We start from the raw sequence: 20,016 nt of genomic DNA on the forward strand, positions 1-20,016 counted from the left end.
ACCGCGACCGGCCAGTCCGGCGACGACACTCACCAACAGCTCTTCGTTGCCGGTGACAACGATCCGGTCACCGTCGGCGCGGATCTGCCTGACCAGCTCCCAGGTGTCCCGGCGGGCCGGCGGAGCCTCTCTAGGGACTGTAGGGCGTGGTGGTTGAGCGGGCGAGGTCAGCCCTTGGCGGGTTTGAGCCCCATCGGGCGGAGCAGGCGGTAGCCGTAGTACAGACCGAAGGCGCTCACGACGAGCACACCTGGTACGGCGAGTGCCAATGGTGGGCGGTGATAGCCGGTGTTCTCCAGTGCCTGGGCGATCCATTGCGCGACCAGGAGGAACTCGGCGGCTGCCGCCGGAATCAGGCCCAGCGGCAGCAAGGCGAGCCCCTTCCAGAAGCCGAACCGGTAGAAGCCGATACCGATCAGCCAGCCGGCGATCTCGTGCGACACGATCAGCAGGAAGTACTCGAGGAAGATCAGGCCGACTTGCGATGTGGTCGTGAACAGGTGCTGATTCGTGAGCGTCTGGGTCAGGCCGGCCGCGTCGTAGATGACGCGTTCCACCTGGTAGACGACCACCCAGAGCAGCGCGATGGCCGCCGCGGCACCGACCAGCATGATGCTGCCGGCAAGGGCGAACATCCGCCGGGTCACACCGTGCGCGATCATCAGCGTGAACAGCGCGGGCGTGAGCGTGATGCCGATCGCGGCGGAGAAGTACTTCGGGGACTGGGTGCCGTAGTCCCACATACTGTGGTCGACCCCGCCGCCGACGAACTGAGTGATCAGGCCGCCGAGCGCGAACGTCACGACCATCACCAGGCAGTACCCGAGGATCATCGGCCGGAGCCCGATCACCATCGCCTGAAGCACACTGCGCAAGCGGCCGCCTGCCGTGACGGCGCGCGGCAGCGCCGCAGTACGGGCGTCTGTCGTGGCGCTCATCGCGCGCCCTCCTTGGCTCCGGTCAGATGGACGAACAGTTCCTGCAGGCCGACCGGCCCGACTTCGAGACCCGCAGCCCGGGCCTTCGCGAGCAGCGTGTCGTCCAGATCGCCAAGCACCGTGGTGGATTTCGTCCCACCCAGCCGCTGCTCGGCGAGCACGATCAGGTCGGCGGTCAGCTCGTCGACCAGCGTGGCCGGGCCGACGATCGAGGCACCGCGGCCTCGCAGCGAATCGACCGGCGCCTGGGTGACCAGCCGGCCGCGATCGAGGATGACGACCTCCTCCAGCAGCGAACTGACTTCACTGACCAGGTGCGTGGACAGCACGATCGTGCGCGGGAACTCGGCATAGTCGGCCAGCAACGCGTCGTAGAAAAGGTTGCGGGACGGCACGTCCATGCCGAGGTAGCTTTCGTCGAAGATCGTCAGTGGCGCGCGGCTGGCGATCCCGAGGACGACGCCGAGCGCGGACTTCTTGCCGCGGGACAGTTTCTGCACCCGCTGACGGACCGGCACCTCGAACTTGTCGAGCAGCTCCCCGGCCAGCTCGGCATTCCAATAAGGCCGCAGGCTGCTCGCGAGACCGAGGACGTGCCGGACGGGTGCACTGTCGACCAGGTCGCCGGATTCGCGAATGAGGCAGACCCGGCTGGTCACGACGGCATCCTCGTACGGCTCGCGGGAGCCGATCTCGTCGCCCTCGATCAGCACCCGGCCCCCGGTCGGCGCACGGAAACCGGCCAGCGTCGCGGCCAGTGTGCTCTTGCCCGACCCGTTGCGGCCCAGCAGACCGTGGATCTTGCCCGGGGCGAGCCGGAGATCGAGCGAGTCGACCGCCGGTACGTCGCCGAACCGGACCGTCAGTTGCTCGGTCCGCACTCCCAGACCGCTCATCGTGCACCCCCTCCGGACTCCCGGCTGTGAATGTGTTCGACCACGTCCTTCAGCGGCACGCCGATCGCCTCGGCCTCGCGAATCATCGGATCGACCACCTCGGCGAAGAACGACGCCTGCCGCCCGGTCCGGAGCAGCTCGCGGGCCTTCGGACTGACGAACATCCCGATCCCGCGCTTCTTGTACAACACGCCCTCGTCGACGAGCTGGGCGAAACCCTTGGCCGCAGTGGCGGGATTGATCCGGTAGAACGCCGCGTACTGGTTCGTCGACATCACCTGCTCGTCCGCACCGAGGGCCCCGGTGACGATGTCGTTCTTGATCTGCTCCGCGATCTGGAGATAGATCGGGCTGCGATCGTCGAACACCGCGGTCCCCTCCAGTCGGCAGTGGTGGTTCATAGGTTCATTACTTGACTAACGAACCGTAGCACCTGGGCGGCCAGGTGCGTCAATCCCTTTGCTCGAGGTCAGCTGTCGGCCTTGCGAGGGCGGCCCTGGGGACGCATCTTGCCGACGTCGGCCGGGAGGCGGCCCGCGTCGGCAAGAGCCCGGCGGAGCAGGAACTCGATTTGGGCGTTGGTACTGCGGAGGTCGTCGGCGGCCCAGCGCGCCAAGGCATCGTGGACGACCGGATCGAGGCGGAGCAGCAGTTGCTTGCGTTCGGTGGCCACCGGCTAGCTCACTGGTAGAGCGAGCCGGCGTTGACCACCGGTTGGGCGTCACGGTCGCCGCAGAGCACCACCATCAAGTTGCTGACCATGGTCGCCTTGCGCTCCTCGTCGAGTTCGACGACGTTTCGCTCCGACAGCTTGTCCAGCGCCAGCTCGACCATGCCGACCGCACCTTCGACGATCTGCTGACGAGCGGCGACGACGGCACCGGCCTGCTGGCGCCGCAGCATCGCCTGGGCGATCTCGGGGGCATAGGCGAGGTGGGTGATGCGCGATTCGATCACGTGGACGCCGGCCGCCTGCACCCGGGCGCCGATCTCCGCCGAGAGAGTGCCGGTGATCTCGTCCGTGCTGTCGCGCAGGGACAGGCCGCCCTCGACGGTGTGGATGTCGTACGGGTAGCTGTTCGCGATGTGCCGGACGGCGGTCTCGGTCTGGATCGCCACGAACTCCACGAAGTCGTCCACCTCGAACCGCGCCTGCGCCGTGTCCTCCACCTGCCACACGACGACGGCGGCGATCTCGATCGGATTGCCGTCGGCATCGTTGACCTTGGCAACAGCCGTCTCGTGGTTGCGGATCCGGGTGGAGATCTCGGTGCGGACCGAGATCGGGTTGACCCAGCGCAGACCGTCGGTGCGGATCGTTCCGGCGTACCGGCCGAGGATCTGCAGTACCCGGGCACGTCCGGGCGACACCGGGGTGAGTCCGCCTGAAACCACGAGGCCGGCCAGGAACACCAGCACCCCGACGACCACGAGCGCGATGTGCTCACTACTCACACCGACGATGAACAGCGCAATCCCGGCGGCGATCAACACCAGCGCCAGCCCGAGCATCGGCCAACCGTTCAGATCCCGCGCCGACCGCTCGGTCACCTTCGGCTTCGGCATCTCCACCATCACATCAACATCCGCACTCATCGCTCTCCCCTTCAAGAAGTCGTCTATCACGACGGTAGCATAGTGATATCAGTTTTTCACCAGAGGTCCACGCATGGAGTTGCCGGAGGTGGGCGCAGCGGTCGGGCCAGAGCTAGAGCGGGCGGGCCAAAGCTTCCAGGTGGGATTGATAGGTGGTGGCGGCGGAAGCGGGGAGGGGGTCGATCGGGCCGTGGTTCCAGGCGTGGATGGGGCGGATGCCGTGGAGGGCGTTGAGGAGCCAGGTCTCGTGGGACTCCAGGTCGGCGGCGGTGCGGGCGCGTTCGGCGGTCGGAACGCCTTGTGTTGAAGCGAGTTGGCGCAGCAGGCGGGCGGTGACCGAGGGAAGGAATGCGCGGTCGGCGGGTGGGAAGCAGAGGGTGTCGTCTTCCCACCAGACGAGAGCCGAGTACGCCGCTTCGAGGGCGACGCCGTCGGTGTCGACGAGGAGGACTTCGTCGGCGGAGTACGTCGCGAAGGCTTGTTTCTTCAACGACGCAAGCGCTTCCAGGTCGGGGCCTTTGACGAGTGGACTCGTGCGCGGGTCCGGGCCGGTGTGGACCGCGACCCGGATCCGCCCACCGGTCGACGGGGCGGGGCGCACCTGAAGAGCGGGCCCGTCGGAGGTCAGCTCGAAGCGGGGGAACCAGCGGCCGAACGTGGGGATCCGCGACAGCGAGCCGTCCCAGAACTCACCCGCGCCATCGAAGCCGGCCGCGGCACACGAACCGGCGAACCGTTCCCGGTGCAACTCCAGACCACGAACCTTGCCTGCGGCAACCAAGAACGAATCCGCCACCAGTAAAGCGTTCACGAGACCCTGCCGATCGTTGCCGTTGCCTTGAGCACCATTTCGCCGTACTCCGCCGCCGGATCCGAGTCGAGCACGATCGCGCCGCCGGCCCCGACGACCGTGGCGTCCGGGGTGAGGACCGCCGTACGGATCACCACGCTGAGATCCGCGCGGCCGTCGACGGTGAGGTAGCCGAGCGCACCCGAGTACACGCCGCGAGCACTCGACTCCAGCGAATCGAGCAGCTCCATCGTCGCGATCTTCGGCGCCCCCGTCATCGAACCCGGCGGAAAACAAGCCCGTACGGCGTCCAGCGCGTCCACGCCGGATCGCAGCCGACCGCGCACCGTCGTCACCAGTTGATGCAGCGTCGAGTAGCTCTCGACGGCCATCAACTGCGGCACCTGGACCGTGCCCGGTTCGCTCACCCGGCCCAGGTCGTTGCGGATCAGGTCGACGATCATCAGGTTCTCGGCGCGGGTCTTCTCGTCCTCGGCCAGCGCCTTCGCCGCCAGCTCGTCCTGCGCCGCGTCGTCCGATCGCGGCGCGGTGCCCTTGATCGGGCGGCACTCGGCCCACCCGTCCGCATCGACGGTCAGGAACCGCTCGGGCGACGAGCTGGCCACCGCGAGTTCGCCGTACCGGAGGAAGGCCGAGTACGGCGCCGGGTTGCGGTCGCGTTGCCACAGGTAGAACTCGAGTGGGTCCTCCACCGCCGGCAGCCGGACCCGGTTCGTCAGGCAGACCTCGTACGTCCGGCCGGCCTCGAGCGCGGCCATGCACGCGTCGATCCCGGCCAGGTACGTCGCGCGGTCCTGCTCCAGACGGGCTTCGAGATCCAGGGCCGCGATCGCAGGCTGGTCACGTCCACTCATCCACCAGTTCGCGGTCGACGACTCCGTCCAGGCAGCCGCGCGGTGATCACCAGGCGAGTGCACGGCGACGAGATGACTGACCTTGGCGTCGTGGTCGATGACGACGAACCGGTTCGCCCAGATCCACAACGCGTCCGGCGTCGCCGCCTCGTGAGCCGCCACTCCCCCGGTCAACGCCTTGAGTTCGTACCCGAAGTACCCGACATACCCACCATTGAAGAGACCCGCCAACTGCTCCGGTACTGCGGCCAGCCGGGCTCGTTTGGCGGCCAGCAACTCCTGCAACTCCGCGAAGACGTCACCGTCGGCGACATCCCGTACGACGACCTCGGCATCGGGACCGGCCGACATCCCGAGCACCGAGACGCGGCGCTCGGCGCGGTCGGTCAGACTCCCGTCCAGCCAGAACGCGACCGGCTCACCGGCCAGCAGTCCGCGGTAGACCGTCTCGCCGTCGAGGGCGTGATCCACCGTGCGAACCGACCAGACCAGAGCAGTCACCCGAGAACCGTACCCACCGAACGCGTCACCCGTCCCGGCCGCCCAACTGGTGACCGCCAGGACCGCGTACTAGGAAAGGGCCAGCTTGGTACGCATCGCGGTGATGCGGCGCACCGGGATCGCGACCTCCAGGCCGCCTTCCTTGGATTCGGCGCGCTCGGCGAGCCAGGTCGCGGCGGTTTCGCGGCGGGTGTCGGAACCGCCGGGCAGGTAGAGCGCACCGACCAAGCGGCGCGCGTCATCGATCGAGCGCACGGTGTACGCGTAGCGCTCCCGCTGGCTCTCCAGTACGTCGAAGCCGGCGCCGCGGAGGAGGTCGCGCAGGCCGGTGATCTCACCACCGGCCGGGAACTGCGGTGTGGATCGGAGTCGCGTAGTCAGCCCGGAAAGGGTCCGGATGTCGCCGCGACGCAGCGGGCGGACGGCCGGGACCGTTGCCGCGAGCACGCCTCCGCGCCGTAGTACGCGAGCCGCCTCGGAGAGCACCTCCGGCAGCGGCTGCAGGACCATCAGGCCCATCGAACACGTCACGACGTCGAACGCTTCGTTGGCGAACGGCAGATGCACCGCGTCCGCCTGCACTTTGGGTCCCGGCGATCCGCTCAGCTGGACCGGGTTGTTGTCGACGCCGACGACCCACCGGCCGTACAGCTCGCGGGCGACCGGACCGTTGCCACAGGCCAGGTCCAGGATCCGGCGCGACTCCGCGGACACGGCGCGGACCAGCCACCGGTACGGCGTGTGGTCGCCCGACACGGCACGGGACAGCAGGGCTTCGGTACTGCCCGGGGTCGCGGTGTGGAACTGCCGCAAGTACCCGGGCCAGTCGATCTCGTTCTCAGGCATCGCCGTCAGACGTTACTGCCTGACCACACTGAGTACAGCATCCAGTGCGATCAGTACCGGTGACTTAATAGAGGTCTTAACTAGACGACCGACACGAAGATGTGGCCGGCGGTTTCGTCGCTGATGATGCCCCCCGCCTCGCGGCTGCCGACCAGGACGCCCTCGGCGTCGAGCATCGAGTCGACCTCGCGGCCGGGCAGCGCGCCCGCACGCCGCAGTACGGACATCGCGTCGTCGTCGGTCTGCACCGGCTCGGCGATCCGCCGGACCAGCACCCGGACGCTCTCGCCGGTGGCGGCGTCCAGCACCTTGTCGAGCGGCTCGACGCCGAACCGGAACTCGCCGATCTCGGTCGCCGCGCTGTCCTTCTGCAGCTCCTCCAGGCCCGGGATCGGGTTGCCGTACGGCGACTCGGTCGGGTTGTCCAGGATCTTCAGCAGCCGCAGCTCGACCGCGTCGCTCATCACGTGCTCCCAGCGGCAGGCCTCCGCGTGCACGTCCTCCCACTCCAGCCCGATCACGTCCACCAGCAGCCGCTCGGCCAGCCGGTGCTTGCGCATCACCCGGGTCGCCTGCATCCGGCCGACCTCGGTGAGCTCCAGGTGCCGATCGCCCTCGACCGTGACGAGACCGTCGCGCTCCATCCGCGCGACCGTCTGGCTGACGGTCGGGCCGGACTGGTGCAGCCGTTCGGCGATCCGCGCGCGCAGCGGCAGGATGCCTTCTTCTTCCAGCTCGTAGACGGTCCGCAGGTACATCTCGGTGGTATCGATCAGCTCGCTCACGACAACCATTCTCACTCAGATAGGCAAGCCTTACCAATTGCCGGACCGCGAACGGCACCTGGTGGATCGGCCAGGGTTCAAGTGGGCTCAAAGTTGTGCATCGGCCAAGATGGATTGATGGCTCCTGCGGTGATCTGGTTCCGGCGCGATCTGCGCCTCGCGGACAATCCGGCGCTGCTGGACGCGGTGGCAGCCGGTGACGGCACCGTCCTCGGCCTGTTCGTCCTCGATCCCGCCTTGTGGGACAAGGCCGGCGATGCCCGCCGCAACCACCTGCTGGCATCCCTGCGGTCACTGTCGGCTTCGATGGACGGCAACCTCGTCGTACGCCGTGGCGACCCGACCGAGGTCGTTCCTGAGCTGGCGGCCGAGCTCGGTGCGGCGAGCGTGCACATCGCCGCCGACTTCGGCCCGTACGGCGGCCGCCGGGACGCCGAGGTCGAGAAGGCACTCGATTGCCCGCTCGTCACGACCGGATCCCCGTACGCCGTCGCGCCCGGCCGGGTGCTCACCCAGCAGGGCGCGTCGTACCAGGTCTTCACGCCGTACTTCCGGAGCTGGCTGGAGCACGGCTGGCGCCGGCCCGTCGAAGCGCCCGCCAAGGTGAAGTGGATCGCGAAACAAGGTGAGTCGCTGGACGGGCCGGATGTCGAGGGCGCCGGTGAGACCGCAGTACGGGAGCGGTGGCAGGAGTACCTCGACGACGTTGCGGAGTACGACGCTGTTCGGGACCGGCCGGATCTGGATTCGACCTCGCGGATGTCGGTGCCGTTGAAATACGGCGAGATCCACCCGCGGACGATGCTCGCCGACCTGGCCCGCAGACGCAGTACGGGCGCGGACTCGTACCGGCGTGAGCTCGCCTGGCGCGAGTTCTGTGCCGACCTCCTCGCTCGCTACCCGGATGCGGCCTGGAAACCGTTGCGTTCGGAGTTCGAGCAGATGGAGTACGACGAACCTGGTGACGCCTTCGAGGCCTGGTGCAACGGGTTGACGGGGTACCCGATCGTCGATGCCGGGATGCGGCAGTTGGCCGAGACCGGGTTCATGCACAACCGGGTACGGATGGTGGTCGCGTCGTTCCTGGTGAAGGACCTGCACGTGCACTGGAAGTACGGCGCGCGCTGGTTCATGCGGCAGTTGCGGGACGGCGATCTCGCCTCGAACTCGCTGAACTGGCAGTGGGTGGCCGGCTGCGGCGCCGACGCTTCGCCGTACTTCCGGATCTTCAACCCGACCACGCAAGGCCTGAAGTTCGACCCGTCCGGCTGCTATGTCCGGCGGTGGATCCCGGAGCTCGCAGACCTGGCCGGCAAGGCCGTCCACGAGCCGTGGAAGTGCGACGTACCGGAGTACCCGCGGCCGATCGTCGACCATGCCGAGGCCAGGCAGGAATCCCTGCGCCGCTACGCCGCGATCAAAGGAACAGCGCCAACCCCAGGTCGTTCATGAGCTCGCCGTCGATGGTGAACTCCGCGGTCTGCCGGGCCTCGACGACATAACCGTGCCTGGCGTAGAGCCGCTGCGCCTCGGCGTTGACGCCGAACACGTTGAGGCTGATCTTGCGGGCTCCCCGCCGCCGTCCCTCGGCCTCGATCGCGGTCAGCAGCGCTGACCCGACGCCGCGCCGGCGCGCGCTGGGCGCCACCGCCAAACCGCCGACCACCAGTACGCCGGCTCCTTCCACGAACGTGTACTTGTCGGTCAGCCGGGCGAAGCCGATGAGCTCGTCGCCGTCCACAGCCACCAGCACATGCTCCGGCTGACAGCGCTCGGTGAAGAACGACTCCCGTACCGCGGTCCGGAACGACGGGAACCCCGACCGCGAGTCGAACGCGGTCCGCTCCAACTCGATCAGCGCCGCGCTGTCTGCCTCGACGGCCTGCCGGACGATCACCTCTGCTGCTGCGTCAGTCACCCCGGAATTCTCCCTCAGCCGGAGATCACTCTTGACGGCCGAGTACCGGACGAGCGTATTGTGCTAGTTAACTAGATGAATGGGAGAACGGGATGATCGAGTTCCATCTCGACGAGCGGTCGGGCGTCTCGCCCTATCAGCAGATCGTCCAGCAGGTCCGCAACGCGCTGCGGCTGGGGATGTTGCGCATCGGCGACCGGCTGCCGACGGTCAAAGAGGTGGTCGCCCAGCTCGCGATCAACCCCAACACCGTCTTGAAGGCCTATCGCGAACTGGAGCACGAGGGCCTGGTGTCGGCCAAGCAGGGCGTCGGGACGTTCGTCACCCAGACGCTCGCCGACACCTCGCTCGCCGCGCACGGTCCGCTCCGGCAGGACCTGCAGCGCTGGCTCACCAAGGCCCGCCGCGCCGGACTCGACGACGAGAGCATCGAGGCTCTCTTCTTGGCCACCTTTCGGACCGCCGCCCAGGAGGACATAGCGTGAACACGGTTCTGCAAGCCCAGGGACTGGGCAAGAAGTACGGGCGGCGCTGGGCGCTGTCGGACTGCACACTGGACGTGCCCGCCGGCCGGGTCGTCGGGCTGGTCGGCCCGAACGGCGCCGGTAAGAGCACGCTGCTGCATCTCGCTGTCGGCATGCTGACTCCGACGAGTGGATCCATCACCGTCCTCGGAGAGGCCGCCGGCACGTCGCAGCGGGCGAAGGTCGGCTTCGTCGCCCAGGACACCCCGACGTACAACCGGATGAGCGTGGCCGACCACCTACGGCTCGGCGCGCGACTCAATCCGGGCTGGGACGAATCCATTGCCACCAAGCGGATCGAGCGACTCGGCCTCGACCTCAAGCAGCGGGCCGGGCGGCTGTCCGGCGGTCAGCGGGCACAGCTCGCGCTCACCCTCGGTATCTCGAAGCGGCCCGAACTGCTCGTCCTCGACGAACCGGTAGCCGCCCTTGATCCACTGGCCCGGCGGGAGTTCCTCCAGGACCTGATGGAGGCGGTCGCCGAGCAGGAACTCAGTGTGGTGCTGTCGTCCCACCTGGTCTCGGACGTCGAGCGGTCCTGTGACTTCCTGATCGTCCTGGTCGACTCCCGGGTCCAGGTCAGCGGCGAGATCGAAACGCTGCTGGCGACGCACTACCGGATCAGTGGCCCGCGTCGCGACGAGAAGTCGTTGCCCTCGGCCCAGCACGTGATCTCGGCCAGTCACACGGATCGTCAATCCACGTTGGTGATCCGCACCGAGCAGCCGATCCTCGATCCGGCCTGGACCGTCAGCCGGCTCTCCCTCGAGGACCTGGTCCTCGCCTACATGGGCCGCACATCCGCGCCCGAGCAGAACAACCACCGTCCGGTCCTGGAGGTCCAAAGATGATCTGGCTGACCTGGCGTCAGTTCCGCCTGCAGGCCGTGGTGGTCCTCACCGCCGTACTGCTCATCGGATTCGTGTTGCTGCTGACCGGTCCCGGTCTGCTGCACAGCTACCAGGTGAACAAGAGCAGCTTCCTCGACCAGCTCGAGTTCCAGCAGTGGAACAAGCGGTTGTACATCGTCGGCCTGGTCGCCCTGTACGCCGCTCCGCCGGTGATCGGTGCGTTCTGGGGAGCGCCGTTGATCGCGCGCGAGCTCGAAGCCGGGACGCACCGGCTGGTGTGGACCCAGAGCATCAGCCGGCGGAAGTGGCTGCTCACCAAGCTCGGTCTCACCGGCGCGGCCGCCGTGGTCGCCACCGGCTTGCTCAGCCTTGCGGTGTCGCGCTGGTCCGACCCTGTCGACGACGCGGTCGCTGCCGGCCAGTCCGGCTCGTTCGTGCCCCGGCTGTGGCCTTCGGTGTTCGCTGCCCGGGGCATCGTCCCGATCGGCTACACGGCCTTCGCCTTCGCCCTCGGCGTCGCGATCGGTCTGCTCGTCCGCCGCAGTCTGGTCGGTGTCGCGATCACCCTGGCAGTGGTGATCGCGGTGCAGATCTTCACCCCCATGGTGCTGCGGCCGCATCTCATCACCCCGGCGAAGGCATCGGCGGTGGTGACCACCGAGAACATGCGCGGGCTCCAGATCCAGGGGTCGCCGACCAGCCCACTGGTGAAAGGGCTCGAGGTCGAGCTCGGCCGGCCCGGCGACTGGAAGCTGTCCGACCAGACGGTGAATGCCGCCGGGAAGGTCCAGAAATCGCTGCCGGCCTGGTTCGGTGCCTGCGCACCCCCGCCGCCAGGAGCCGAGGATTCGAAAGAGCCACGACAGAGCCTGGACGCCTGCTTCCAGCGGTTGGCCAGCGAGGGCTACCGGCAACAGATCTCCTACGTGCCGGCCAATCGGTTCTGGGATCTGCAGTGGCGGGAGACCGGCGTCTTCGTCGCGCTCGCGTTCCTGCTGGCCGGCTTCAGCTTCTGGCGGATCCGGCGCGACCTGACCTGACCAACAACCACCGGCTCAGCAGCGCGACAGCCAGTACTGCGGCCGCGGTGATGGCTGAGGCAGCCGGCAACGTGAACGCCAGCACGACACAACCCACCAGTCCGACGACACTGACGAACCGGGGCCAGCGCCGCTGGTCCCGGGGCTGGGTGAACGCGGCCGCGTTGGCGATCGCGTAGTACAGCAGGACTCCGAAGGACGAGAAGCCGATCACGCCGCGCAGATCGGTGGTCAGCACCAGGACGCCGACCACGACGGCGAGGGCGATCTCGGCGTGATGCGGAACCCGGAACCGCGGGTGTACGGCGGCCAGCCAGCCGGGGAGGTCGCCGTTGCGGGCCATCGCCAAGGTGGTGCGGCCGATGCCCGCGATCAGGGCCAACAGCGCGCCGAGGCTGGCGACGGCGGCACCGATCCGGACGACAGGGATCGCCCACGCGGCGTCCGCAGTACTGACCGCGGTGGCAAGTGGCGCGGAGGAGGCGGCCAGGCCGGGCGCGCCGACCGAGCTCAGCAAGGCGAGCCCGATCAGCAAATAGATGCCTACAGCAACCAATAGGGCGATGGACACGGCCCGGGGGATCGTCCGCGCCGGGTCGCGGACCTCCTCCCCCATCGTCGCGATCCTGGCATAACCGGCGAACGCGAAGAACAGCAGGCCGGCCGCCTGCAGGACTCCGTAGACACTCGTCCCGCCCGGCCACACCGATGGAAGCCGGTGCGTTGAGTCCGAGGTCTGCAGGAGCACCAGGACCAACGCAAGAACGGCCAGCGAGCAGACGACCAGAACACGGGTCAACCTTGCCGTGCGGGTCACCCCGCGATAGTTGACGGCGGCCAGCAGAACCACCGCCAGCAAGGCGACCCCTCGGCGAAGCCAGCCCGCCTCCGGTACGACGTACGTCGCGAAGGTGAGCGCCATCGCGGCGCAGGAGGCGGTCTTGCCGATCACGAAGCAGGAGCCGGCCATGAAGCCCAGAGCCGGCGAGAGCCGCTCACGCCCGTAGACGTAGGCGCCTCCGGACACCGGATAGACGACGGCCAACTGGGCCGAGGACGCGGCGTTGCAGTAGGCAACGATCGCGGCGATGACGAGGCCGGCCAGCAGGCCTTCACCGGCGGCTCGCGCGGCCGGCCCCCAGACCGCGAACACCCCGGCGCCCACCATCGATCCCAGCCCGATCACCACCGCATCGGGCACGCCCAGACCCCGGACCAGACCCGGCTGCTGCTTCGCTGCCGTCACGGCTGAGGGTCACCCGCCCTCATGGCCGCGGCAATCTTCTGCTCGGCCTCCGCGGCCTCGTCCTTCGGCAACTCCGGCATCAGGTCCGCCCAGAGGGGAAGCATCTCCCGGCGGGCTTCCAGCATGCCGAGCGGGCGGGGGTAGAACCAGACGTGGAAGTGCGACAGGCCGTCGCCCCAGCGGTAGATGTGCACCCGGGCGATGTCGCCGAGCGCCATGATGGCTCGCTCGACCCGCGCGACCACCCCGCCGTAACTCGCCGCCAGCCGATCCGGGAGGTCGGCGAACGAATCGTGGTGCTCACGGGTGGTCAGCCAGACGATGCCCGGAATGGTGATCCCGGTGGCCCGGGACAGCACCCAGTCCTCGTTCTGCCACAGCGGCGGCTCGTGACCGGCGGCGGCCGGGTCGGCGACCCAGGCACAGGGCCCGCACGGATTCCCGCCGGGCTCGCCCGCCCGCGGCGGCTCGGGGATCACCCGCGGGCCAGGGGCCAGCGGGGTGAGTGGTTCGGCGTACGGAAGTGTCATGGCGGTTCCCCTCAACGGCGGCGTCAGTCGTTCCTATGTAACGCCGTTGTTGCAGAAATTGCAACAGGCATGTTGCATCAGGGCTCGACCAGACCGCGGAGGATCAGGTCGAGGGTCAGCCTGCGAGCGCGGGACCTGGACCAGTGGTGGCGGCCGCGCATGTGCACGTACGTCATCGCGGCACTCACCATCACGATCTCGGCGACGTCGTCGATCCGGCCGCGCGGATGCAGCGAGCCGTCCTCCGCGCCTTCGCGCAGGAACCGTTCGAACGGCTCCAGGTAGATCACCGAGCCGTTGCGTTCCTGCTCGCGGTGGAAGATGAGATCCGACGACATCATCAACGGCAGATGACGATCCTGGACTTCGAACAAGGCGTTCAAGGTGTTGACCAGGCCCTGCCGCCCGGTCCCGGTCGCGGTCAGCACCGGCCACATCGCGTCCCGGTAGTCGCTGGCCAGGGCGTCGAGCAACGAGTTGAGCAAGGCCTCCACGGTCAGGCCCTGCCGCCAGAGGGTGACCCTGGACCGGCCGACCTGCTCGGCCACCCGTTCGAGCGTCACACCGTCCCAGCCGTGCTTGGCCAGCACCGCGACCGTCGCTTCCCGCAAGGTCTCGTCGACAGTGACCGTCATCGCGCCGAACTCCTCATGCCAGCCCCCTTGTGAAACATGCATGTTGCACTGCACGATGACTCTACCAATGCCGAGGAGGCCCAGGTGGAAGCACGAACCGAGGTCCGGCTGCAGCTCAGCCCGCAGGAGATCGTGGCGCTGGCCGCGCTCGCCGAGGGTGTCGCGGGCATCTGCGAGTCACCGGTGACCGAGGAGCAGGCGGTGGTCGCCGCGCTCGAGCTCGCGCTGCGCCGGCTGCTCGACGACTTCGAGGTGCCCGACCCGGCAGCTCGGGCTCGCGTCCAGCTCGCCCACGAGGAACTGCGCCGCGGCTGGACCCGCGGCAGCGCGTCCCTCTAGGCCGGGGAGTCCTTCAGACCGCCTTCAGGATCGTCAGAAGACGGGCGACTTCGGCAGCCACCGCCGTGCGGGCCGGGCCGAGGTACTTGCGGGTGTCGACGAGCGCCGGGTTGGCGGCGAGGGTCTCGCGGACGGAGGCGGTGAAGACGTTGTTGAGGTGGGTGGCGATGTTGACCTTCGTCATGCCCGCCTCGACCGCGCGGGTCAGGTCCGCATCCGCGACCCCCGACGAGCCGTGCAGCACCAGCGGAACCGGTACGGCGGCCCGCAACTCGGCGATCAGCGCGAAGTCGAGCTCGGCCGTCCGCTCCGTCATCGCGTGCGACGAGCCGACCGCGACCGCGAGCGCGTCGACGCCGGTCGCATCCGCGAACGCGAGCGCCTCGTCCGGCCGGGTCCGCGCGCCCGGTGCGTGGACGCCGTCCTTGCCACCGACCTCACCGATCTCCGCCTCGACGAAGACCCCGTGGTCGTGGCAGAACTTGGTCACCTCGGTGGTCGCGGCGACGTTGTCGGCGTACTCGAGTTTGGAGGCGTCGAACATCACCGAGGTGAACCCGAGCGATACCGCCTCGGTGACCAGGTCGCGATCCATCGCGTGATCGAGGTGGACCACGACCGGCACCGTCGACGCGGAAGCCGCGGCCAGCGTGGCGACGCCGATCGGCTTGAGCGCGCCGTGGTACTTCACCGCGTTCTCACTGATCTGCAGGATGACCGGCGCACCGACCTGCTCGGCCCCGGCGATCAACGCGGTCGTGTGCTCCAGCTGGATCACGTTGAACGCGCCGACTCCCTTGCCCGCCTTGGCGGCACCCAGTACGACCTCGGCTCCGGAAACCAACGGCATCTCGAACTCCTCTTGTCTAAAGACTCTGGACAGCGACCTGCGGTTGCCACCGCTGGTACGCCGCCAGGTCGATGTCCCCGGCAACCGGCGTCAGTACGGCCGCGGCCGAAGCAGCCACGGCTGACTTGAGTACTACGGCCCAATCGGGCTCGGGTGATTCGGCGACGGCGGCCGCGACCACCGCAGTACAGGCATCTCCGGCGCCGGTCGGGTTGCCCGCCACGCGTTCGACCGGCAACGCGCGCCAGGCACCACTCTTGCTAGCGGCAACCATTCCGCGCGAACCGTCGGTGATGACAGCGGCTGTCGCGCCGGTACCAACTAGTTGCCTTGCGCCCTCTTCGACCGAAATGCCGTCACCCAAGGCTTCGCGGAGCTCGGCGGCGTTGGCACGGACGACGGCGCCCGCCTTCGCGGCGGCGACGAGCGCTTCCCCGCCGGCGTCGATCACGGTGAGCACGTCGTGATGCCGTGCCCGGACCGCGATTTCGGCATACGCATCGTCTGGAAGCCCTGGCGGCAGACTCCCCGAACAAGCCAGTACGCCGAGCCTCGCCCACGGCATCCGCTCGTGGAAGGCGCGCCACTCGTCTTCCGAGACCGCCGGGCCCGCTTCGTTGAAGATCGTCGCGTCGCCGTCCGTACCGTTGACGATGGCAACAGTTCGCCGGGTTTCGCCTCTGATCGGCGTGAGCAGTGCGGTCAGGCCCGCATCGAACAGCTCTTCCGCGACGAGCTCACCGGTGACACCGCCGACGAAGCCGAGGGCGAGCACCTGATGGCCGAGTGTCGCCGCAACCCTTGCCACGTTGACGCCCTTGCCGCCGGCGCGCTGCCTGATGTCGGTCACCCGGTGACTGCCGCCGACCACGAGTTCGCCGACGCCGTACGTGACGTCGAGCGCGAGGTTGAGGGTGACGGTCCCGATCAGTCCAGCCACGCGCCGGCCCGCATCACCTTGCGGACGGCGTACTCCTCGTCCAGGACGACCAGATCGGCTCGCTTACCGGTCTCGATCCCGCCCACGTCGTACCAGCCGAAGGTCTGGGCCGGCGTGGTCGAGGCCATCCGCGATGCGTCGACCAAGGACGTGCCGGCCTTGACCGCGTTGGCGAACGCGATGTCCATCGTCAAGGTGCTGCCGGCAATCGAATGGGTGCCGTGGGCAAGCGTTGCCAGCCCGTCCTTCACGTCGACCTCGAGACTGCCGAGCATGTACCGACCGTTCGGCATCCCGGTCGCCACCATCGCGTCGGTGATCAGCGCGATCCGGTTCACCCCGGCCGCGGCCAGCGCGACCCGGACCACCTGCGGATCCAGGTGCATGCCGTCGTTGATGACCTCGAGCAGCAACCGCGGATCGTTCAGCGCGGCGCCGACCGGACCCGGGTCGCGGTGGTGGAACGGCCGCATCCCGTTGAAGAGATGGGTTGCCACCGTCGCACCGGCATCCGCCCCGGCGATCATCTGCTCGTACGTCGCGTCGGTGTGCCCGAGCGCCGCGACCACACCGGCGTCGACGACCTGGCGGATCGCATCCAGACCGCCCGGCAGCTCCGGCGCGATCGTCACCATCTTCACGGCATCGCTGAGCACCTTCGCGACGTCGCCCTCGACCGGATCGCGCAGGAGCGTCGGCTCATGAGCACCGCACCGCGCCTTGGAGAGGAACGGGCCTTCGAGGTGTACGCCGGCGATGACGCCGTCGGTGACCAGGTCGGCCAGGCAGGCGGTCTGCTCGACGATCTCGTCGAGCGGTGCGGTCACCAGGCTCGCCATCGTCGTGGTGGTGCCGTGCTTTGCATGGAAGGCCGCGACCTTGCGCGCTTCCTCGGGATCAGTCGTCGAGTACGTCGAACCGCCGCCGCCGTGAGTGTGGATATCGACGAAGCCGGGCACGACGGTCACGTCGCCGAGGTCCTCGGGGCGTAGCCCGTCGGCCGGCATTCCGTCCGAGCGGCGCCCGAATGCGAGGATGTCCCTGTCGACCACCTGGATCCAGGCGTTCTCGAGTACGTCGTCGGGCGTGACCAGGCGCGCCACGCGATACGTCGTCATACCGTCTGCTCTCCGCTCTCGTCGGTGATGCTGTCCCACGCCATCAGGGCGGCGCCCAGGCAGCCGGCCTCTTCGCCGAGAACGGCGGCGACGATCTCCGGCTTGCGCTGGAAGGTGAGCCGCGCGGCGACTCCTTCGCGCAGCGGTGCCAGTAGGGTTTCCCCCGCTCCGACCAGGCCACCACCGATCGCGATCCGGGTCGGCGCGACCAGCGTCGTGTACATGACCAGAGCGTCGACCAGCGCGGCCAGCGCTTCCTTCCACACGGCCTCGGCATCGGGGTCGCCCTGCGCGAGCAGCTCGAGGACCTCACGGGCGCCATCGACGACACGGCCGCTGCGTACGCCGTACCGTCTGGCCAGCGCGGCGGCGGAAGCGACCGTCTCGAGGCAACCCCATTGGCCGCAGGCGCAGAGCTCGGCGGCTTCACCGTTGACGAACCGGGTGTGGCCGAGCTCCCCGGCGTACCCGTCGCCGCTGACCAGTGAGCCGTCGACGACCATGGCCGCGGCGATCCCGGTGCCGAGGGGGAGGAAGAGCGAGTTCGTGGTGCCGATCAGGGCGCCCTGGCGGAGCTCGGCGTAGCCGCCCGCGCGAACGTCGTGCGCGAGGACGACGTGCTGGTCGCCGATGGCGGCCTTGAGTTCCGCGAGCACCGGCGTACCGGCCCAGGCCAGGTTCTCCGCGCTGACGATGCCGCTCTCGGCGTTGATGATGCCGGGGACCACGACGCCGACCGCCCGCACCCGATGGCCGTCGGCGGCCGCCTTCTGGCCGAGTTCGACGACGGTTTCGAGCAGGGCTTCGAGCACGGCGCGACCCCCGCCTCGCGCGTCAACCACAACCCGGGGCGTCGGCCTGGTCTCGCGGTGCAGCACGGCACCGTCGGCGGCGACCAGGCCGCACTTCATCCGGGTTCCACCGAGATCGACGGCAACCACGACTTCACAGGGGTCCACGGAGTGCCATTATGCAGCGTTACCCAGCGGTTCGAACATCCGTGAGCATTTTCTGGACACCATGAACGCTGTCACTGGCCGAATCGGGGCCGTTCGAGCGTCTTCGTGCACGGTTTGCGGCCGGCGCGGCCGGTTCCCGAGGCGCTGATGACCGCCTCGACGATCGGCCCTGGGTCAGGCGCGCAGGCCGCGGTCGAAGGCGGCGACCAGGAAGGCGATCAGGTTCTCCGCCAGCTTGCCGGGGTCGTCGGCGGGATCGACCGGATCACCCGGTGGGCGGGTGAGCGCCTGCGACTGGTGCAGCGCGAGCAAGCCGAGCATGTTCACGTACCCGAACGCCACCGACTCCGGCGCGGCCCTCGGCAACGCCGCCTGCAACGCCGCGAGGTACCTGGCCTCGACCGGGTCCGACTCGGCGGCGTACAACTCGCGGATCCGCTGACTCGGGTCGAACGCGATCCGGCCGATGAACCGGGCGACCATCGGCCCGCGCTCGCCGCGGCGTAGTACGAGCTCCAGCCCCGGCTCGACGAAGGCGCGGATCAGCTGCTCGGCGGTCGGCCGGCCCTTCGCCTCGAGTTGGTCCAGCCGGCGCCGGCGCTCGGTGTTCACCGGCGCCATCGCGCGCGCCACGGCGGCTCTGAGCAGCGCTTCCTTCGAGCCGAAGTGATAGTTCACCGCGGCGATATTGGCGGCCGCGGCGACGGTGATCGCGCGCAGCGAGGTTCCTTCGTAGCCACCCTCGCCGAACCTCTGCTCGGCGACGTTGAGCAGTCTTTCCCGGGTCGATTCCACGGGTGTTTCCACAGAGTTCTCCTTCCCCCCGGCCACTGCTCGCTCAGGCACCCCACCTGCTTACGCGCCGTAGCCTGCAGTCAGCATAGTTCAAACGGACGTTTGAATGAGAGTGGTCAGGGCAGTAAATCTGCAAAGATCCTCAGAAAACGAGGGTTTCCCCGTGCTCCCGGCCGGAATCGATGCCACATCTGACCGGCCAAGCCCTCCGAACCGGCCGCGAGGGCTCTCGATGGATGGTTCTCTTCGCCCCCGGCAGGGTCCGGAAGAGCAGCGCGGCTAGGGTTTCTCGGCATGACGACGCGTGAGGTGGTGCGGATCGCGCCGCGGTTCCGTGGCCCGGCCCAATCCGGCAACGGCGGCTTCGTCGCCGGAGCAGTCGGTACGGCGCTCGCCGCGGTTGCCGCCGACGGAACGGTCCCGCGAGTGCGCCTGATGGTGCCACCTCCACTGCGCCTCGACCTCGATCTCACTGTCGACGCGAACACGGCCCGGCTGACCAACGGCGACTCCGTGGTCGCGGAAGGCCTCACAGTCGACGCGGCAAGCCTGGCCGACGCGGCGATCGACCCGGTCGGCCCCGACGAGGCACGAGCGGCGGAAGCGTCGTACCGGGGTCTTTCCAACCACCCGTTCCCGGGCTGCTTCGTCTGCGGGCCCGAGAACACCGAGGGCCTGCGACTCCGCCCCGGCCCGCTCGGCGACGGCCGAACCGCCTGCACCTGGCATCCCGCCGACGACCTGGCCGGCGACGACGGCCTGGTCGATCCCGTCTACCTGTGGGCCGCCCTCGACTGCCCCGGCGGCTGGACGATCGACCTCGACGGCCGTCCGTCGGTCCTCGGCCAGATGACCGCCTGCATCGACGCCCGGCCGCCCACCGGCGAACCCTGCGTCGTGATGGGCCGCCTCCTGAGCGAAGACGGCCGCAAAACCCACACCGCCACCACCCTCTACGACGCCGACGGCCGAATCCTCGCCCGAGCCCACCAAACCTGGCTCCTGGTAGACCCGTCAGTGTTCAACTAGAACTCAGCGGACTCG

24 protein-coding genes are annotated in these 20,016 nt (G+C 68.7%); 6 read left to right on the plus strand and 18 right to left on the minus strand.

From position 1 onward, the window contains the following. Nucleotides 1-167: 167 nt before the first annotated feature. From DIZ26_RS17660 to DIZ26_RS17700, 9 genes are all read right to left on the minus strand, one after another. On the minus strand, nt 168-938 hold the full coding sequence (locus tag DIZ26_RS17660) for a hypothetical protein (RefSeq protein ID WP_112242643.1): 771 nt from the start codon (nt 936-938) through the stop codon (nt 168-170). Further along, complete coding sequence (locus tag DIZ26_RS17665) at nt 935-1,834, minus strand: ATP-binding cassette domain-containing protein (RefSeq protein WP_112242645.1); 900 nt, start codon at nt 1,832-1,834, stop codon at nt 935-937. The genes DIZ26_RS17660 and DIZ26_RS17665 overlap by 4 nt, the downstream gene beginning before the upstream one ends. Next, a complete protein-coding gene (locus DIZ26_RS17670) occupies nt 1,831-2,202 on the minus strand; it encodes a GntR family transcriptional regulator (protein ID WP_112243389.1) in 372 nt (123 codons plus the stop codon). The genes DIZ26_RS17665 and DIZ26_RS17670 overlap by 4 nt, the downstream gene beginning before the upstream one ends. 101 nt (nt 2,203-2,303) lie before the next feature. After that, complete coding sequence (locus DIZ26_RS17675; RefSeq protein WP_112242647.1) at nt 2,304-2,507, minus strand: hypothetical protein; 204 nt, start codon at nt 2,505-2,507, stop codon at nt 2,304-2,306. A gap of 8 nt (nt 2,508-2,515) precedes the next feature. After that, complete coding sequence (locus DIZ26_RS17680) at nt 2,516-3,430, minus strand: SPFH domain-containing protein (RefSeq protein WP_112242649.1); 915 nt, start codon at nt 3,428-3,430, stop codon at nt 2,516-2,518. Between the two features lie 112 nt (nt 3,431-3,542). Further along, nucleotides 3,543-4,226, minus strand: coding sequence for an aminotransferase class IV (locus DIZ26_RS17685; RefSeq protein WP_232828418.1), 684 nt, complete (start codon nt 4,224-4,226; stop codon nt 3,543-3,545). An 11-nt stretch (nt 4,227-4,237) separates the two neighbouring features. Beyond that, the gene (gene pabB / locus DIZ26_RS17690; protein ID WP_112242653.1) at nt 4,238-5,596 is read right to left on the minus strand and encodes an aminodeoxychorismate synthase component I; all 1,359 of its coding nucleotides are present in this window, start codon (nt 5,594-5,596) and stop codon (nt 4,238-4,240) included. A gap of 69 nt (nt 5,597-5,665) precedes the next feature. After that, nucleotides 5,666-6,442: a class I SAM-dependent methyltransferase gene (locus DIZ26_RS17695; RefSeq protein ID WP_112242655.1), complete on the minus strand. Its 777-nt coding sequence runs from the start codon at nt 6,440-6,442 to the stop codon at nt 5,666-5,668. Nucleotides 6,443-6,522: 80 nt separating this feature from the next. Continuing rightward, the gene (locus DIZ26_RS17700) at nt 6,523-7,236 is read right to left on the minus strand and encodes a metal-dependent transcriptional regulator (RefSeq protein WP_112242657.1); all 714 of its coding nucleotides are present in this window, start codon (nt 7,234-7,236) and stop codon (nt 6,523-6,525) included. A 108-nt stretch (nt 7,237-7,344) separates the two neighbouring features. On the opposite strand from DIZ26_RS17700, the gene DIZ26_RS17705 reads away from it, so the two are divergent. After that, nucleotides 7,345-8,679, plus strand: coding sequence for a cryptochrome/photolyase family protein (locus DIZ26_RS17705; protein ID WP_112242659.1), 1,335 nt, complete (start codon nt 7,345-7,347; stop codon nt 8,677-8,679). Here the strand turns inward: DIZ26_RS17705 and DIZ26_RS17710 are convergent. Continuing rightward, nucleotides 8,645-9,145 (minus strand): GNAT family N-acetyltransferase, encoded by a 501-nt coding sequence (locus tag DIZ26_RS17710; protein WP_112242660.1) that lies wholly within the window; start codon nt 9,143-9,145, stop codon nt 8,645-8,647. The two genes, DIZ26_RS17705 and DIZ26_RS17710, sit on opposite strands and share 35 nt — an antisense overlap. 92 nt (nt 9,146-9,237) lie before the next feature. Between DIZ26_RS17710 and DIZ26_RS17715 the strand changes: the two genes are divergently transcribed. From DIZ26_RS17715 to DIZ26_RS17725, 3 genes are read left to right on the plus strand one after another with little or no spacing between them, the layout of a single operon-like run. Further along, nucleotides 9,238-9,630: a GntR family transcriptional regulator gene (locus DIZ26_RS17715; protein ID WP_112242662.1), complete on the plus strand. Its 393-nt coding sequence runs from the start codon at nt 9,238-9,240 to the stop codon at nt 9,628-9,630. After that, on the plus strand, nt 9,627-10,520 hold the full coding sequence (locus DIZ26_RS17720; RefSeq protein WP_112242664.1) for an ABC transporter ATP-binding protein: 894 nt from the start codon (nt 9,627-9,629) through the stop codon (nt 10,518-10,520). Before DIZ26_RS17715 ends, DIZ26_RS17720 begins: the two co-directional genes overlap by 4 nt. Further along, entirely contained in the window at nt 10,517-11,560 is a 1,044-nt protein-coding gene (locus DIZ26_RS17725; RefSeq protein WP_112242666.1) for an ABC transporter permease subunit, read from the plus strand. Before DIZ26_RS17720 ends, DIZ26_RS17725 begins: the two co-directional genes overlap by 4 nt. Here DIZ26_RS17725 and DIZ26_RS17730 read toward each other — a convergent pair. The 3 genes from DIZ26_RS17730 to DIZ26_RS17740 all read right to left on the minus strand — a co-directional run bounded on the left by DIZ26_RS17730 (nt 11,526) and on the right by DIZ26_RS17740 (nt 13,971). Beyond that, the gene (locus DIZ26_RS17730; protein WP_232828420.1) at nt 11,526-12,806 is read right to left on the minus strand and encodes an APC family permease; all 1,281 of its coding nucleotides are present in this window, start codon (nt 12,804-12,806) and stop codon (nt 11,526-11,528) included. The genes DIZ26_RS17725 and DIZ26_RS17730 overlap by 35 nt on opposite strands. Beyond that, a complete protein-coding gene (locus DIZ26_RS17735; protein WP_112242668.1) occupies nt 12,803-13,336 on the minus strand; it encodes a hypothetical protein in 534 nt (177 codons plus the stop codon). The genes DIZ26_RS17730 and DIZ26_RS17735 overlap by 4 nt, the downstream gene beginning before the upstream one ends. A gap of 77 nt (nt 13,337-13,413) precedes the next feature. After that, nucleotides 13,414-13,971: a TetR/AcrR family transcriptional regulator gene (locus tag DIZ26_RS17740; protein WP_112242670.1), complete on the minus strand. Its 558-nt coding sequence runs from the start codon at nt 13,969-13,971 to the stop codon at nt 13,414-13,416. Nucleotides 13,972-14,055: 84 nt separating this feature from the next. On the opposite strand from DIZ26_RS17740, the gene DIZ26_RS17745 reads away from it, so the two are divergent. Continuing rightward, on the plus strand, nt 14,056-14,310 hold the full coding sequence (locus tag DIZ26_RS17745; protein WP_112242672.1) for a hypothetical protein: 255 nt from the start codon (nt 14,056-14,058) through the stop codon (nt 14,308-14,310). A gap of 13 nt (nt 14,311-14,323) precedes the next feature. Here the strand turns inward: DIZ26_RS17745 and DIZ26_RS17750 are convergent, their stop codons facing one another. From DIZ26_RS17750 to DIZ26_RS17770, 5 genes are all read right to left on the minus strand, one after another. Continuing rightward, nucleotides 14,324-15,160, minus strand: coding sequence for a class II fructose-bisphosphate aldolase (locus DIZ26_RS17750; RefSeq protein WP_112242674.1), 837 nt, complete (start codon nt 15,158-15,160; stop codon nt 14,324-14,326). Nucleotides 15,161-15,176: 16 nt separating this feature from the next. Next, nucleotides 15,177-16,100 (minus strand): 1-phosphofructokinase family hexose kinase, encoded by a 924-nt coding sequence (locus tag DIZ26_RS17755; RefSeq protein WP_112242676.1) that lies wholly within the window; start codon nt 16,098-16,100, stop codon nt 15,177-15,179. Further along, nucleotides 16,088-17,218: an N-acetylglucosamine-6-phosphate deacetylase gene (gene nagA / locus DIZ26_RS17760; RefSeq protein WP_112242678.1), complete on the minus strand. Its 1,131-nt coding sequence runs from the start codon at nt 17,216-17,218 to the stop codon at nt 16,088-16,090. The genes DIZ26_RS17755 and nagA overlap by 13 nt, the downstream gene beginning before the upstream one ends. Next, a complete protein-coding gene (locus tag DIZ26_RS17765; RefSeq protein ID WP_232828421.1) occupies nt 17,215-18,177 on the minus strand; it encodes an ROK family protein in 963 nt (320 codons plus the stop codon). The genes nagA and DIZ26_RS17765 overlap by 4 nt, the downstream gene beginning before the upstream one ends. A 174-nt stretch (nt 18,178-18,351) precedes the next feature. Continuing rightward, nucleotides 18,352-18,984, minus strand: a complete 633-nt coding sequence (locus tag DIZ26_RS17770; protein WP_112242682.1) for a TetR family transcriptional regulator — start codon at nt 18,982-18,984, stop codon at nt 18,352-18,354. A 282-nt stretch (nt 18,985-19,266) separates the two neighbouring features. Between DIZ26_RS17770 and DIZ26_RS17775 the strand changes: the two genes are divergently transcribed. Then, nucleotides 19,267-20,001 (plus strand): hypothetical protein, encoded by a 735-nt coding sequence (locus DIZ26_RS17775; RefSeq protein ID WP_112242684.1) that lies wholly within the window; start codon nt 19,267-19,269, stop codon nt 19,999-20,001. The last annotated feature ends 15 nt before the right edge of the window (nt 20,002-20,016 follow it).

It is taken from the genome of Kribbella monticola, from assembly GCF_003261635.1.
GTDB lineage: Bacteria > Actinomycetota > Actinomycetes > Propionibacteriales > Kribbellaceae > Kribbella > Kribbella monticola.